Raw genomic sequence first — 14,553 nt, 5'->3', positions numbered from 1 at the left:
GCGTACAGCTTAGTTCGGGCGGCCCAGAATGCTGTCGGAGTGCTGCGCCACCCAGAGCTCAGCAAGGTGCAGATCGTTTGCCCGATGGATCTCGACACCATCGACCGTCTCGATGATGAACGGTCCCTCGCCGTGGCCCGAGGCCTCGCGAATGCTCGCAACGTGCTCGTTGCCGACCCAGACCTGTTCGAGTTTCTCGCCTTTGAATTCCAACATGGTGAGAGGCTACTCCGATCACTGAAGCTGCTGCCCGTCCCACCACGGATTGTCTGCATCGGGCCGCCGGAATGTCACGGCATGCGCCGGCACGTGCTGAGATTCGATGAGGTCTCCGATCACCTCGGACACCAATTCGGCGCGAGGCACGTCTCGAAGAAGCGCGTCTTCGCCAGATGCCGTGCTGACACGCACGTCTCCCGAACGGAACATCGTCTGCAGCACGGACTTGCGCACGGTCAGGTCGCCCGCGCGCGCAAGCATCACCTCGCTACGGGTACTCACCAGCAGCCCTCGGCGCACGATGATGCGCCGGGTGGTGATCACATAGCGCGTACTCAGCCACCTCACCGCGGGAACGACGAAGAAGAGAACGGCGAGCAGCGCCCCCGCAGCGAGTACCGACCAGTTCTGCCATTGCTCCGGGAACCAGAAGGAGAAGTACCCGGTGGCGCCAGCGACGGCGATCAGAAAGATCGTGGGAAAGAACAGGCGCCGACCGTGCGAGCGGAACTTGGCGACCACGCGCTCGGGTTCTGCCTGCTCTGGGACCGGGCCCGTCGCATCCCGTGCGCTTTGCGCGTATGGGCCAGTGGCCGGCTGGGCTGACGGCCGGATGCGTTCGGTCACCACGGTCTCGCCGTAGGCCCTCGGCGCGGGGCCGGCGGCGACAACCGGGCGCTCGCTCGAGTAGATCTCCGTCGGCGCATCTGAGCCGTGGATGAGCGCGCCGAAGCTCGGGCGCGGATGCTTCGGAGCGGGCATGGGCCTATTAAACCTTCAGGTGGGTGATATCTCCTGCGGCCACGACGACTCTCCAGCCATCGGAGTCGCGATCGATGCCGATGCGGCCCAGCTCGTCTATTTCGCGAGCGATGCCAGAGACGACCTCTCCCCCGGGCAACTCGGCCAGAACAGGACTGCCGAGCGTGCCGCACAGCGCCGTGACGAGGGTGTGCAGTCCGCTCTGCACGGCGTCGCCCTCGAATCGCACGAAGTCGCGGTAGAGACGCGACAGATTGATCATGTAGCCCGCGAGCGCCGCGTCGAGCGAAGCATGCCGCACTCCGGCGACGAGCAGGGAGGTCGCCGTGGATACAGGAAGCTCACTCTCGGTGAGCGAGATGTTCAGACCGGCCCCGACGATGACCCCGGTCGACGGCACGAGTTCGCTGAGTATCCCGCTGACCTTGGCACCGTCGATCAGAACGTCGTTCGGCCACTTGAGCGAGGCCACCGGGTGATGATGCAGGCTCGTCGCGTGGCCCGCCTCCCCCTCGATGAGCGAACGCACGACCTGCGTCATCGCCGCCCCCGCCATCAATGGCAGCCAGCCCAAGCTGTCGGGCGGCAGAACCGACGAACCGATCGGTTGCCGCAACAGAACCGACACGGCGAGGCACTTGCCAGGCGGAGCGGTCCACACCCGCCCTAGTCGCCCCCGGCCCTGAGTCTGGGTGTCTGTAGCGATCACTGAGAGATCGGGCCAGGCCGAGGCATCCGGCCCTGTGGCACGCTCGCGCAGCGCGTCGTTCGTAGAACCCACGCTCGGAAGCCACTCGAGGCGCTCGGCGACGGCGGAACTGAGGGGCAGTTTCATAGCATCACCCTAGGCGCAGCGCCCGTCGCTTGTCGGCACGGCGCACGGGCTCGAACCAATGGATGCGCGGCAATTTTGTAGCAATCAACCAACGGTTGGCGGCGATGGCTGGCCGGTAGAGTGAACCGGTGAGCGAAGACGTAACTGCACAGGCGCCGGACATGTACACCACAGCGGGCAAGCTGGTCGACCTGAAGAACAGATACCACGAGGCCGTGACCGCGAGCGGAGAGGCGGCGATCGCCAAGCAGCACGCCCGCGGCAAGAAGACCGCCCGAGAGCGCATCGAGGAACTGCTCGATGCGGGCTCGTTCGTCGAGATCGACGAGTTCGTGCGCCACCGCACCGTGGCCTTCGGCATGGAGAAATCCCGCCCCTACGGCGACGCGGTCGTCACCGGCACGGGCACCATCCACGGGCGCCAGGTCGCCGTCTACTCGCAGGACTTCACGATCTTCGGCGGCTCGCTCGGCGAGGTCGCGGGCGAGAAGATCATCAAGGTCATGGACCTCGCCCTGAAGACCGGCGTGCCGATCATCGGCATGCTCGACTCCGGTGGGGCGCGCATCCAGGAGGGTGTCGTCGCCCTCGGCAAGTACGGCGAGATCTTCCGCCGCAACACGCAGGCGTCGGGCGTCATCCCTCAGATCTCGATCATCATGGGCCCGGCCGCGGGCGGCGCCGTGTACTCCCCCGCCCTCACCGACTTCGTGATCATGGTCGACAAGACCAGCCAGATGTTCGTGACCGGCCCCGACGTGATCAAGACCGTCACCGGCGAAGACGTGGGCATGGAGGAGCTCGGCGGCGCCCTCACCCACAACACCGTCTCCGGTGTGTCGCACTATCTGGCGAGCGACGAGGAAGACGCTCTGGACTTCGCCCGCGGACTCATCAGCTACCTGCCCGACAACAATCTGTCGGATGCCCCGGTGTACGACAGCGAGGTAGAGCTCGAAATCACGGACGCCGACCGCAAGCTGAACACGCTCATCCCGGACTCGCCGAACCAGCCCTACGACGTACACACCGTGATCGAGCACATCGTCGACAACGGCGAGTTCCTCGAGACGCAGCCGCTGTACGCGCCCAACATTGTGGTGGGCTTCGCCCGGGTCGAGGGTCGCTCAGTCGGAATCGTCGCCAACCAGCCGAACGCCATGGCCGGAACGCTGAACATCGAAGCCGGTGAGAAGGCCGCTCGCTTCGTGCGATTCTGCGACGCGTTCTCCATCCCGATTCTCACGCTCGTCGACGTGCCCGGCTACCTTCCGGGAACCGACCAGGAGTGGACCGGCGTCATCCGCCGCGGCGCGAAGCTGCTCTACGCCTACGCCGAAGCGACCGTTCCCCTCATCACCGTAATCACCCGCAAGGCCTACGGCGGCGCGTACATCGTGATGGGCTCCAAGCAGCTCGGCGCCGACATCAACCTCGCGTGGCCGACGGCCGAGATCGCTGTCATGGGTGGACAGGGCGCGGTCAACATCCTCTACCGCGGCGAGATCAAGCGCGCAGAAGAGGCCGGCGAAGACGTGGCCGCGGTGCGCACGAGGCTCGCCAACGAGTACACGTACAACGTGGCCTCGCCGTTCCTCGCCGCCGAGCGTGGAGAGCTCGACGGAGTGATCGAGCCGGCCGCCACCCGTGTCGCGGTGGTGAAGGCGCTGCGCGCGCTCCGCACCAAGCGGGCGAGCCTTCCCACGAAGAAGCACGGCAACATCCCGCTGTAGCGAGGCCGTCTCCCGGCGCTACTCCGTTGCTGCGCCGCGCCAGTCGTCTGTCGTGAGATGCGAGCCGCCCTGCGGCCCCATCTGCAGCATGCCTCCGTCGACGGCCCAGGATGCGCCGGTCACGTAGCTCGAGGCTGGCGACGCCAGAAACGCGATGACCGAGGCGATCTCGCCCGCAATGCCTGAACGACCGAGTGGGATGCCGGGCCGGTGCGTCTGGAAGGCATCCTCGTCGCTCATGTCGTTCATGGGTGTGGCGATCTCGCCCGGAGCCACCGCGTTGACCGTGATGTTGTGCTGCCCGAGTTCGAGCGCCGCCGTCTTGAGCAGTCCGCCGAATCCGTGCTTGGCCGCATCGTAGGCACTCGACCCGACCCGCGGCTGATGTTCGTGCACGCTTGTGACGCCGATAATGCGACCAGCCGCGCCCTGGTCGACCATCGTCTTCGCCGCAGTCTGGACGGCAAGAAAGGCGCCGTCGAGATCAGCGGCGATCGTGTGTCGCCAGGTCTCCAGATCCATCTCGAGGAACGGTGCGACATCCATGACCCCGGCGTTGTTGACGAAGACGTCGACGCCGCCCAGCTTCTCGATGAGCGACGCGATCGTGCCGGCAACCGTGTCGAGCTCACCGGTATCGAGCTGGGCGATGTGAGCGTCGCGCCCGAGAGAGCGCACCATGGCGGCCGTTTCGTCGGCACCATCGGAATCCGAATGGAAGGTGATGCCGACATCCATGCCCGCCTCGGCGAGGGCGAGGGCTGTAGCCCGACCGATGCCCGAGTTCGATCCGGTGACGATGGCGCGGCGCGGGGAAAAGTTCGATGTACTCATGTCTATGACGCTACGGCGACGCCCCTCGCCGGCGGCAGGGCTTGACGCACACGGCGACCGGCGCCGAGCGCGCTACCTCCTCGCAGCCAGGGTGCGCACCAGCGAGACCGCTTCTTTCGCCGACACCGTCGGCAGATAGGCCTTGCCCACCGCTGCGCCGATCGCCGGCAGTTCCAGCGGATCGGCGTATGCCATGTAGATCGTCTCGTACGTGGGATTGAACTTCGCCTTGAAACGGAAGAGCGTGGAGAAGCCGTATGCAGGCTCTAGAGTCCGAGCGAGGAACTCGAGCAGCCCCGTCATCACCGTCGGAGCCGGGGGCTCCTCGCCCGGGGCCAATGGCTTGGATGCGAGCGGAGCGCCCGACAGGCTCAGCACCTCGATGCCGTCTTTCTGCATAGCAAGGGCGGCCGATGCGATCAAGAACTCCATTGTTCCGTTCATGCTTCCGTCGGCACGACGCATGAAGTCGATCGTGTAGCCCACCGGCACGCCGTCACGGTACATGGGTAGCCAGCTCGTGACAGCCTGGATGGTGCCCTCCGGACTCAACGCGAGCATCAGCCTGACGTCGCGATCTTTGATCTCCTCCAACGCCCCGAGGGTGAACCCCATCTCGGGAAGCTCCTTCTCCGAGACCCAGGCCTCCGAGATCGCGTTGATCTGGTTCGCCTGAGAGAGCGTGAGGTCGTCATAGCTCAGCCACTGGGTCGTGAGCCCCTCTTTGATTCCTCGATTCAAGGCCTGCCGCACCTTCTGCCACGGCTTGCCTGCCATGTCGAGGGTGACCGGATGCATCAGCGTTTCCTCGCCGACCGACATGTACTGCCACCCCAGGTCATCGAACGAGCGCAAGAACTGCGGGTGCACGCTGTAAAAGACCGGGGTCCAACTGTTGGTATCGCAGAACTCGGAGAACTCACGGATCGTCTGCGTCGCCCGATCGTCTCTGCACACGGGGTCGCTCATGGTGATCGCGATGTCGTTGATCACGCGGTAGGCCACGGCAGCCTCGCCGTCGGCACTGAACCAGTAGACATTGCCGGGCCAGGTTCCCATCCATCCCATGGTGCCGCCGCCACCGCGCTTGAGCAGTGCCCTGAACCGCTGAGGGTCGCCCACCCGCACGGTCTGGTCCGTCGCCGCGAAGACCCGCAGAATACCGGCCACCACAATCGCCCAGAACAGCGGGCCCACCCAGTGGAAGACAACCCGGGTCACCTCGTCGCGCGGCACCATCACGTGCCCCGTGGTGCCGAGAAAGTTCACCGGAATGAAGCGCCGAACCACGTCTGCGGCCAGCTGCTCCATCGTGGCATCCGGCACATAACTGCCGAGCGTCAGCCATCCGACGATCAGATACAGAGCAGAGAGCGCGACGAGAGACACACACGACACGAGGGTGAATCGGATGAGCGCTTCGCGCGGCGCTCTGATGCCGAAGTGCGCTCGACGGGCCACGAGCATCGCTGAGATCACGATCGGCACAACGACCGCGCTGCCGAGCCAGACCACGTAGTCGACGACATCGAGCGACGGTCCTCCCGCACCCTCGGTCTGCAGCGTCTGCATAACGTCGAGCGAGAACCACGCCAGCAGCGCGAAGGCGATATTCACCACCACGGCGAGCCACAGGGCGAATCTGCGGCCCTTGCGCAGCCCCCACGCAGCGATGAGCAGCAACACAAGCGGAATGAAGGTGAGAAGCAAGGGGCCCGGGCCTGCGAGGCTCAGCAGGGCGAGCTGATGCACGCAGTGCGCGCTGGTCACCCCGGCACATTCCGACGTCGTGGATGCCGCGTCGGGAAATGTGCGGAACAGCTCGCTGGCCGCCGCGAAAGGCCCGAAGCCGTCGGGGTTGATGAGAGCGATCACGGGGCCGACCGCGGTGACAGCCACGATCGTGGCGAGCAGCACTCGCGCCTCGCCGTGCGAGCTGCGCTGCGGCGCCACGGGTTTTCCGCGGCGCGCCAACAGCCGCCCGAGAAGGAGTCCGAGCACGGCCGCAGACAGCCTGTACGAGTTCGACGAGTCGCCGTCGTAGAGCACGAACATCAAGAGAATCGAGAAGCTTACGACGCGGATGCGCCGCCGCCACAGCGCCGACAGAAACGCGGATGCCGTGAGCAGGCTCCCGACGATCGGCGTCAGGGGGTCGAGGGTCAGGTCGAGAGACGTGCCGACCGCCCACCACTCACCGGCAAGGCTGCCGATCCATTGAAAGAAGACGCCGATGACGAGGCCGAGAACGCCCGTGACAAGGAATGACGCGATCAGTCGCCGCGCTCCCATGGCAAGCTCGGCCGTGCCGAGAAGCACAAGCGAAAGAAGCACGCCGGCGACGAGTTGGGCAGGGTCGCCCGGAATGAAGAGAGCGGTGACGAAGGTCCACCACTGCCCGTTGGACGCGGTCTCGACGCCCACTCCCCAGGTCTCCTCGGGCGCATCGAGGTACACGAAGTCCGCGATCGTGCCGGTCACGACAGACGTCACGATGAGGAGCACGGCGAACCCCGCGCTGAGCGGGATGGTTCGCAGGTATCGCACGAAAAATCCGAGCGTCGCAGACATCCGTCCTCCCCCAGGTCGTGCTCCTAATGTAGCCTCGACTGCGTGACTGAATCGACACCGCGCCACGCAGCCGACCCCGACCCGATCGAGTTCACGATCACGACGCCCAACCTCGAACCCGAGCAGATCGCGGCAGTCACAGCGGTGCTTCAGGCGGCCATCGCGAACTCGTCAGACGCGTCACACGAGGCCGCCGCGCCGGCGGTGAGCGGCTGGGAGAAGTCGCGCCGAGACCTGCGCACGCCCATCCACCCCGGCGCCGGCGAATGGCGCCGCGCGAAGTAGCGGCCGCGCTCGAAAGTCGCGTCAATGCTGCGGCTCAGCGCCTTTCGAAAACGTGTCCTCATTTATGCCGACTGGTGTCGCATGGGCGCGTCGGGCGATGATGACTTTGCTAGATGTTCTCCTTCGGGATCAACATCGCCAGTCCATTGCCATCTAGGGTAAGCGGGCAGTGAACTGGGGGCGAGTCAGAGCACTATTCGGGTTAGTGCTCTGACTCGGATTCGTAACTGTGGGGCCGATGGATTACCGTCGGCCCCACTTTTACGTTCAACGGTCTGCAGCTCACTGCGGCGCGGCGCTCACGGCCGCCGGATCTCGTGCCACAGCGTGACCTCGTCATCGCCATCGTCGTCGCCGAGCGCGGCGGCAGTTCCGTCGTCGCCCGTCTCTCGAAGACCCACGACCGACACGGCCGTGTCTGAGTTATCTGTACCGGTTCTGATGATCAGGCGGTCGGCATCGATGCCGCCGACCACGTCGACGAGCTCGGCGAGCGCCGCGAGCCTGTCCGACTCGGGCAGCGCATCGAGCCCACCGTCGTCGAGCATCGTGACATGCACACCGCGTCGGCGGGCTGCCATCACCTCGGCGCGCACGTCGTCGGTGAGAAGCAGCCGGCCTCGGATCTCGTCGCGGATCGCAGCCTCGAGATGGAGGCACTCGCGCCGATCCTCCGGCCCGAGATCGCCACCCGATGCGACGATGCGACGCAGCATCGGAGCCGCCAGCTTGTCCATCTGCTCGAGACGGTGCCTGCGCTCATACAGAAGCGCCTCCTGGTTGGCCTGCCATTCGGCCGCCTTGATGCCGGCGCGCGCGTACTGGGCGGCATCCTGCTCGGCACGCACCAGCGCAATCGAGAGAGCGTGCGCGATCGCCACCCACATGGCACCCCCGAAGACGCCCGCAGTGACCAAGGCCAGAGGATCCGCCCACGCCACGATGACGATTACCGTGACGCCCACGCCGATCCAGGCAAAGACGGGCTGGCCGCGCACCATGGTGATCACGAGCAGGGTGAAGACTCCTGCAACGAACCATGTCGCATACCCATTTTCGGCGTGCGGGTCGAGCTGCGAGAGAACGAGTATCGACAGAACGGGGCCGATCGCCACGTTGAGGGCCGCGTTCCAGCCCGGCATCGGTTTGGCGGCGGGCGCCCACAGGCTGATGGCGGTGGCGGCAGCATACAAGACCATGGCGACGACGACCGGCGCAGGGTCACGGGGCACCGAGATCGACGACAACGCAAGAACGAGGTGATAGGCGGAGAACAGGGCCGCAAGACCGATGACGAGAAAGCGAGGCGACGAGATCATGAGGCCTGCTCGCCCGGATCGAAGACACGTCGTATGTGCTCCGCCGTGGTCTCGCCATTGGGGTCGGGCCACACGATCACGATCGAGGCGCCGCCGCCGGGAACCGATTGAATCTGCACGGCTCCTCCCACGGTCGCGACCCGTTCGCGGATACTCACCCGCAGTCCGAGTCTCTCTTGCGGCACCTGAGCGGGATCGAAACCGACGCCCGTGTCGGAGACCTGCACGGTGAACCCCTCGCCCTTGTCTGCGTGAACCGAGAGCGTGCGCTCAATCGTGACCTTGTCGACCGCGGGATCGTCGGCATGCTGGAGGCTGTTGACCATCGCCTGAACCGCAGCAGAGAACACCGCCTCAGCCACGTCGCCGGGTACGGTGCGCTGGGGAATCGAGCCGTGAGCGTAGTCGAACCCGGGCGAGAGAACGCGGGCTGCATTGGCGAGGCGTTCGGCCAGCTCACCGAGCGTGGTTTCGAATCCGGGTTTGCCGGGCTCTCCCGATGAGTGGAGGGCTCGGAGCGCGTCTTGCGCCATCTCCACGACGAGGTCGCGTTCCATCGCGCTGTTGCTCTTCGATGCCGACAGCAGGGTCGTGAGCACGCGGTCGTGCACCAGCGCGTCGACGTGCAGGCGTTCGGCCTCCATCGCGTCCTGTTTCACCGCGACGGAGTAGCGCAGCATGGCCGCCTGCTGGGCCTGGTCAACTCGGTCGGCCGCGTTGCGCAGCGTCGTGAGCAGAATCAGGATGAAGGCACCCAGAATAAAGACATACAGCGCGTCGAGGGCCGCGAGTCCGGCACCTGCCCCTCCGCCAGAGGGCAGAGCGCGCAGGATCGCGTACATGATCGGCACGGCCACGACATACAGTCCGGCGAGCCAGACATTGAATGCGATTGCGGCGTAGGCGGTCGCCACCGTTACGAGGTACCACAGCCATGGCTGGGTGGGCGCGACCTCGTTGGGATGCACCACCGCGGCGGGCCAGAGAACGAGCGACAAGACGAACGCGGTCGCCACCACGCCGGCGGCAACAACGACCCCGCGCGCGATGATGCTGGTGATGAGCACGGCCAACATGCCGACGAACAAGACCACGGGCATCGCGATCGCCCAGGCCGGCGAAAGATAGTCACCCGAAGCGAGAAGGCCGGGCAGAGCCTGCAGCGCGAAGACGATACCGAAGATTCCCGCGGTTCGGCTCATCACCTTTTCGATGCGAGCCCTCGAGATCGATCCGCGCGCGCGGTTCAGGATGCCGGGGGGCGCCGATGCCGCTCGGGTCTGGTTGTTCGCGGGTGCGGCTGGTGCAGACATGCGCTCACCTGCCGTCGGTGTTCTCGCCGAGAGCCAGGATGCCGTCTTCGACGGCCCGCTTCAGCAGATCGACCTTTGTCGGTGCAGGACGACCCACCTGCACATACTTTGCCCGCACTCTGTCGAGGTACTCGCGTGCGGTCGGCGTCGCGATCCCCAGCTCGGCGGCGACGAGCTTGAGGGGCAGGCCGGCCGCATACAGGTGGAGCACGTCGCGCTCCCGGGCTGTGAGCCGAGCCCGAGAGAATTCGGCGTCTGCGTCGATGGCGCTCGCCCACTCGAGGTTGTTGAGCACTCCCCCGGCGGCCACCGTAGCGATCGCCGCGATCACGGTGCTGGTGGCCGCCGATTTCGGGATGACGCCTGCCGCGCCCGCCGCCAAGGCCTCACGAACGCTCGCGGTGCGGTCTGCGATGCTGTGCACCAGCACTGAAGCACCGGTCTGCAGCGCGGCCTCGACGTTGTGCGTGACGCTGAGCCCGTCTCCGATGCTGAGGTCGAGCACGACCACGTCGGACGGTCGTGTTCCGAGTGCGCGGACGAGGTCGGGAACGGTCAATCCAACGGCGACGACCTCGTAACCGGCCTCGAGGCACGCGGCCTTGAGCCCGAGAAGAACCGACTCGTGATCGTCGACGATGGCGACGCGAACCGTCGCCTCGGAGAGACGATCTACCGTAGCGGTCTTGTCTGCGGGAGTCATGGTGGCCTTCCCTCTGCGGGTCACTCCGATCGTAACGGACGGCGTGCTTCGAGCGATCGGGCGTCAGTCTTTGGTGAGAACCGCCACGGATTCGACGTGGTGCGTGTGAGGAAAGAGATCGAAGGCGCGCATCGAGCGCACATGGTAGCCGCCACGCTCGAATTGCCCGGCATCGCGGGCGAAGGCGACAGGATCGCAGGCCACGTAGACGACCTGTGCGACGTCGAGGGCGATGAGGGAGTTGACGACCTGCTTGCCCGCGCCGGCTCGCGGCGGATCGAGGATCACCGTCGCGCGTGAGAGTCGATCGCGCTCCGCGGCCTGGGCACTCTTCTCGAGCTGGCGCAGATAGCGGTCGACCCTGTTCGTCTCCGCGTTGGCACCGATCCACTCGCTGAGGTTCTCGGCCGCATAGTCGGTGGCCAGTTCGTTGCCTTCGACGCTCGTGATGCGCAGGCCGGCGCCGACCTTCTCTCCCAGCGCCGCCGCGAGAAGTCCGACGCCGCCGTAGAGATCGAGGTTGAATGCGGCAGGATCGAGATGATCGTCGAGCACCTCGCTGCGGATCGCCCGCGACAGAGTCGAGGCGGCCCCGCGGTGCACCTGCCAGAACCCCTGCTCATCGAGCAGGAACTCGCGCCCGTCGACGACCTCGGTGATGCTGCGCCCGCGTCGCGAGGCCGTGCGAGAACCGCGAGCTTTCTCGGGCGTCTCGTTCGATGTCACGAAGCGAGGCGCACCCTGCGACGGCGCAACCAGGTCGATGTAGCCGTCGGCGGGAAAGTCCGAGCCGTCGACTCGATCGCCGAGCGGGGCCTCGAGCTCGAGGGCGGGCGTCGCCAGCGGAAGGTCGTCGACGGCGATGACCCGATGCGAACGGGCCGCGAACGGGCCGACGCGACCATCGGCATCCACATGCAGTCGCACCCGCGTTCGCCAGCCGAGCCCGCCGCGCAGGTCGTCGCCGTCGACCGCCTCGACCTCGATGTCGCGCTCGATCCCGGCGAACCGCTTGAGGGAGTCGACGATGACCTGTCGCTTGAGTTCGCGCTGCCAGGCAAGGTCGATGTGGCCGAACTCGGCCCCGCCGGCCCTGTCGCCGGGGTCACGATCGACAGACGCGGCCTGCCAGACGTGAGGCACGCGATGGGGCGACGCCTCGAGTACACGAATCGTGTCGGCCCGCCAGAACGAGGCGTGCTCGTCGTCGGTGATGCGGGCGATCACCCGTTCACCGGGCAGCGAGTCCGTGACGAACACCACGCGGCCATCGAGTCGTGCGACCGATATTCCGCCGTGGGCTACGTTGGTAATCTCCAGCTCGACCTGTGTTCCCTGCGCGTCAGCCATGGTTCGAGCATCCCATACGAAAGGGCGGTGCTCTCCGTGCGCCTCTATCTCGCATCCACCTCGCCGGCCCGCCTCGCCCTGCTCAGGCAGGTCGGCATCGAACCGGTGGTCGTGCCGTCGAACGTCGACGAGGAGGCCGCCGTGCGGCTCGCGACCGACTCAAACGGCGAACTGGATGCCTCGGCCATGGTCACTCTGCTGGCCCGGCTGAAGGCCGAGGCGATCCTCGGGCAACAACCGGATGGCGAGGAGATCGACGGTGTGATTCTCGGCGGCGATTCTGCCTTCGAGCTCGACGGCATCATCTACGGCAAGCCTCACGAGCCCCACATCGCCCGCGAGCGGTGGCTCGAACAGCGAGGCAAGACGGGCACTTTGCACTCGGGGCACTGGATCATCGAAGTGAAGAACGGCCAGCCTGCCAGAGCACTCGGAGCCACTGCCCACGCCTCGGTGGAGTTCGCGGCCGACATCACCGAGCAAGAGATCGACGCCTATGTCGCGAGCGGCGAGCCGCTGCAGGTGGCCGGCGCTTTCACGGTCGACGGACTAGCAGCGCCGTTCATCCGCTCGGTCACTGGCGCGCCGTCCACGGTGATCGGCATGTCATTGCCAACCCTGCGCACCATGCTGGCCGAGCTCGACGTCGACATGATGTCGCTGCGGGCGTAGTCCCCGCGAATAGAGGTTCCCACAGGGTCTGAACGGCATTTTTGTTCGTGTCTGCCAAAGGACGGCCAGCTCCGCCCAATAGGCTGGGTGGATTATGCCGCGCATCACCAAGGTACTCATAGCCAACAGAGGCGAGATCGCAGTCCGGGTCATCCGGGCCGCCAAAGACTCCGGAATCGGATCGGTCGCCATCTACGCAGATCAAGACCGAGACGCTCTGCACGCCCAGCTCGCCGATGAGGCGTATGCCCTCGAGGGCACCACGAGCGCCGAGACCTATCTCGTCATTCCCAAGATCCTCTCCATCGCTCGCAGAAGCGGCGCCGACGCCGTTCACCCGGGCTACGGATTCCTCGCGGAAAACGCCGAGTTCGCCCAGGCTGTCATCGACGCCGGGCTCATCTGGATAGGCCCGTCACCGGCCGCCATCGAGAAGCTCGGCGACAAAGTCTCTGCTCGCCACGTCGCGGAGAAGGTCGGCGCGCCGCTCGCCCCGGGCACCATCGACCCCGTCAACGGGGCCGACGAGGTTCTCGCGTTCGTGGCACAGCACGGCCTGCCCGTCGCCATCAAGGCGGCCTTCGGCGGCGGTGGACGCGGACTCAAGATCGCCTACACCGAAGACGAGATCGTCGAGCAGTTCGAGTCGGCCACCCGCGAGGCGATCACCGCCTTCGGCCGAGGCGAGTGCTTCGTCGAGAAGTATCTCGACAAGCCGCGCCACGTCGAGACCCAGTGCCTCGCAGACGCGCACGGCAATGTCGTCGTGGTCTCCACCCGCGACTGCTCGCTGCAGCGCCGCCACCAGAAGCTCGTCGAGGAGGCCCCGGCCCCGTTCCTCACCGACGCCCAGAACGCCGAGCTGTATCGCGCATCCAAAGCCATTCTGAAAGAAGTCGGCTATGTCGGCGCCGGCACCTGCGAGTTCCTTGTCGCCGCCGACGGAACGGTGTCGTTCCTCGAGGTGAACACCCGCCTGCAGGTCGAACACCCCGTGTCAGAAGAGGTCACGGGCATCGACCTCGTACGCGAGCAGTTCCGTCTCGCCGAGGGCGGCGTTCTCGACTACGACGACCCCGTGCCTCACGGCCACTCATTCGAGTTCCGCATCAACGGAGAAGACGCAGGGCGCGGATTCCTTCCCAGCCCTGGGCCGATCCACACGTTCAACGCCCCGGGCGGACCGGGCGTGCGCATCGACACAGGTATCCGGGCGGGCGACGTCATCTCGGGCTCGTTCGACTCGCTGCTGGCCAAGCTCATCGTCACGGGCAGCTCACGTGAAGACGCCCTCGAGCGCTCGCGTCGCGCACTCGACGAGTTCGAGGTGCACGGCCTGCCGACCGTGCTGCCGTTCCACAGGTCGATCGTGCGCGACCCCGCCTTCGCCCCGGCAGCCGGAGAGCCCTTCAGCATCTTCACGCGCTGGATCGAGACCGAGTACGTCAACGACATCGAGCCGTGGTCGGGTGAGCTCGAGGAGTCCGCTCCCGCCGCCGAACGCACGACCGTGGTGCTCGAGGTCGACGGCAAGCGCGTAACCGTCGCCATGCCCGCCAACTTCGGCGGCGGTTCTTCTACCGCGCGCTCGGCAGCCTCCAGTGCCGCGCCGAAGCGTCGCGGGTCGACATCCGGCTTCTCGTCGGCCACCGGCGATTCGGTCAAGGCGCCGATGCAGGCCACGATCGTCAAAATCGCCGTCGCCGAGGGAGACGCGGTCGTCAAGGGAGACCTCGTGCTGGTGCTCGAGGCCATGAAGATGGAACAGCCGATCACGGCGCACAAAGACGGCACGATCGCAAAGATCTCCGCCGCCGTCGGAGCGACAGTGTCATCGGGCACCGTGCTGCTCGATATCGCCGAATAGTACGGAGGCCACCGCGGGGTGGTCTCCTAGGAAAAGTCGACCCCGCCGTGTGCTGATCCAGTAGCCGTGGCCGCGGAACGCAGTCTGCGC

13 protein-coding genes are annotated in these 14,553 nt (G+C 66.2%); 4 read left to right on the top strand and 9 right to left on the bottom strand.

Going from position 1 to position 14,553, the window contains the following annotated elements:
* Positions 1-9: 9 nt before the first annotated feature.
* The 3 genes from TZ00_RS11455 to TZ00_RS11445 are packed head-to-tail and all read right to left on the bottom strand — an operon-like array spanning position 10 to position 1,816.
* Positions 10-216 carry a hypothetical protein gene (locus TZ00_RS11455; RefSeq protein ID WP_044441820.1) on the bottom strand — a complete coding sequence of 69 codons (207 nt, stop codon included), beginning with the start codon at positions 214-216 and terminating at the stop codon, positions 10-12.
* A gap of 18 nt (positions 217-234) precedes the next feature.
* On the bottom strand, positions 235-981 hold the full coding sequence (locus TZ00_RS11450) for a PH domain-containing protein (protein ID WP_052521502.1): 747 nt from the start codon (positions 979-981) through the stop codon (positions 235-237).
* A gap of 7 nt (positions 982-988) precedes the next feature.
* The gene (locus TZ00_RS11445; protein WP_044441819.1) at positions 989-1,816 is read right to left on the bottom strand and encodes a biotin--[acetyl-CoA-carboxylase] ligase; all 828 of its coding nucleotides are present in this window, start codon (positions 1,814-1,816) and stop codon (positions 989-991) included.
* Between the two features lie 161 nt (positions 1,817-1,977).
* On the opposite strand from TZ00_RS11445, the gene TZ00_RS11440 reads away from it, so the two are divergent.
* On the top strand, positions 1,978-3,549 hold the full coding sequence (locus TZ00_RS11440; protein ID WP_044441817.1) for an acyl-CoA carboxylase subunit beta: 1,572 nt from the start codon (positions 1,978-1,980) through the stop codon (positions 3,547-3,549).
* Between the two features lie 18 nt (positions 3,550-3,567).
* Here the strand turns inward: TZ00_RS11440 and TZ00_RS11435 are convergent, their stop codons facing one another.
* Together TZ00_RS11435 and TZ00_RS11430 are read right to left on the bottom strand one after the other, a co-directional pair.
* Positions 3,568-4,383: an SDR family oxidoreductase gene (locus TZ00_RS11435; RefSeq protein WP_044441816.1), complete on the bottom strand. Its 816-nt coding sequence runs from the start codon at positions 4,381-4,383 to the stop codon at positions 3,568-3,570.
* Between the two features lie 72 nt (positions 4,384-4,455).
* Positions 4,456-6,954: a bifunctional lysylphosphatidylglycerol flippase/synthetase MprF gene (locus tag TZ00_RS11430; RefSeq protein ID WP_044441815.1), complete on the bottom strand. Its 2,499-nt coding sequence runs from the start codon at positions 6,952-6,954 to the stop codon at positions 4,456-4,458.
* 42 nt (positions 6,955-6,996) lie between these two features.
* Between TZ00_RS11430 and TZ00_RS11425 the strand changes: the two genes are divergently transcribed.
* Positions 6,997-7,239 (top strand): acyl-CoA carboxylase subunit epsilon, encoded by a 243-nt coding sequence (locus TZ00_RS11425; protein ID WP_238579664.1) that lies wholly within the window; start codon positions 6,997-6,999, stop codon positions 7,237-7,239.
* A 299-nt stretch (positions 7,240-7,538) separates the two neighbouring features.
* On the opposite strand, the gene TZ00_RS11420 is transcribed toward TZ00_RS11425, so the two are convergent.
* The 4 genes from TZ00_RS11420 to TZ00_RS11405 form a co-directional block, all read right to left on the bottom strand.
* The gene (locus TZ00_RS11420) at positions 7,539-8,558 is read right to left on the bottom strand and encodes a hypothetical protein (RefSeq protein WP_044441814.1); all 1,020 of its coding nucleotides are present in this window, start codon (positions 8,556-8,558) and stop codon (positions 7,539-7,541) included.
* Complete coding sequence (locus tag TZ00_RS11415) at positions 8,555-9,871, bottom strand: sensor histidine kinase (RefSeq protein ID WP_052521501.1); 1,317 nt, start codon at positions 9,869-9,871, stop codon at positions 8,555-8,557. The genes TZ00_RS11420 and TZ00_RS11415 overlap by 4 nt, the downstream gene beginning before the upstream one ends.
* Before the next feature lie 4 nt (positions 9,872-9,875).
* Positions 9,876-10,574, bottom strand: a complete 699-nt coding sequence (locus TZ00_RS11410) for a response regulator transcription factor (RefSeq protein ID WP_044441813.1) — start codon at positions 10,572-10,574, stop codon at positions 9,876-9,878.
* Positions 10,575-10,637: 63 nt separating this feature from the next.
* Complete coding sequence (locus TZ00_RS11405) at positions 10,638-11,924, bottom strand: class I SAM-dependent RNA methyltransferase (RefSeq protein WP_044441812.1); 1,287 nt, start codon at positions 11,922-11,924, stop codon at positions 10,638-10,640.
* A gap of 36 nt (positions 11,925-11,960) precedes the next feature.
* Between TZ00_RS11405 and TZ00_RS11400 the strand changes: the two genes are divergently transcribed.
* Both TZ00_RS11400 and TZ00_RS11395 read left to right on the top strand, forming a co-directional pair.
* Positions 11,961-12,596, top strand: coding sequence for a Maf family protein (locus tag TZ00_RS11400; protein WP_078714260.1), 636 nt, complete (start codon positions 11,961-11,963; stop codon positions 12,594-12,596).
* Positions 12,597-12,690: 94 nt separating this feature from the next.
* The gene (locus TZ00_RS11395; RefSeq protein WP_044441809.1) at positions 12,691-14,463 is read left to right on the top strand and encodes an acetyl/propionyl/methylcrotonyl-CoA carboxylase subunit alpha; all 1,773 of its coding nucleotides are present in this window, start codon (positions 12,691-12,693) and stop codon (positions 14,461-14,463) included.
* The last annotated feature ends 90 nt before the right edge of the window (positions 14,464-14,553 follow it).

Origin of the sequence: Agreia bicolorata (assembly GCF_000938265.1) — a bacterium.
Taxonomy (GTDB): Bacteria; Actinomycetota; Actinomycetes; order Actinomycetales; family Microbacteriaceae; genus Agreia; species Agreia bicolorata.
Note: the sequence above shows the minus strand (reverse complement) of the source record. Positions and strands in the feature narration are given on the sequence as shown.

What these genes read in the sequence shown, in the direction of transcription:
- TZ00_RS11455 (WP_044441820.1), bottom strand. Translation starts at nt 216, where the DNA reads ATGTTGGAATTCAAAGGCGAGAAACTCGAACAGGTCTGGGTCGGCAAC.
- TZ00_RS11450 (WP_052521502.1), bottom strand. Translation starts at nt 981, where the DNA reads ATGCCCGCTCCGAAGCATCCGCGCCCGAGCTTCGGCGCGCTCATCCAC.
- TZ00_RS11445 (WP_044441819.1), bottom strand. Translation starts at nt 1,816, where the DNA reads ATGAAACTGCCCCTCAGTTCCGCCGTCGCCGAGCGCCTCGAGTGGCTT.
- TZ00_RS11440 (WP_044441817.1), top strand. Translation starts at nt 1,978, where the DNA reads ATGTACACCACAGCGGGCAAGCTGGTCGACCTGAAGAACAGATACCAC.
- TZ00_RS11435 (WP_044441816.1), bottom strand. Translation starts at nt 4,383, where the DNA reads ATGAGTACATCGAACTTTTCCCCGCGCCGCGCCATCGTCACCGGATCG.
- TZ00_RS11430 (WP_044441815.1), bottom strand. Translation starts at nt 6,954, where the DNA reads ATGTCTGCGACGCTCGGATTTTTCGTGCGATACCTGCGAACCATCCCG.
- TZ00_RS11420 (WP_044441814.1), bottom strand. Translation starts at nt 8,558, where the DNA reads ATGATCTCGTCGCCTCGCTTTCTCGTCATCGGTCTTGCGGCCCTGTTC.
- TZ00_RS11415 (WP_052521501.1), bottom strand. Translation starts at nt 9,871, where the DNA reads ATGTCTGCACCAGCCGCACCCGCGAACAACCAGACCCGAGCGGCATCG.
- TZ00_RS11410 (WP_044441813.1), bottom strand. Translation starts at nt 10,574, where the DNA reads ATGACTCCCGCAGACAAGACCGCTACGGTAGATCGTCTCTCCGAGGCG.
- TZ00_RS11405 (WP_044441812.1), bottom strand. Translation starts at nt 11,924, where the DNA reads ATGGCTGACGCGCAGGGAACACAGGTCGAGCTGGAGATTACCAACGTA.
- TZ00_RS11395 (WP_044441809.1), top strand. Translation starts at nt 12,691, where the DNA reads ATGCCGCGCATCACCAAGGTACTCATAGCCAACAGAGGCGAGATCGCA.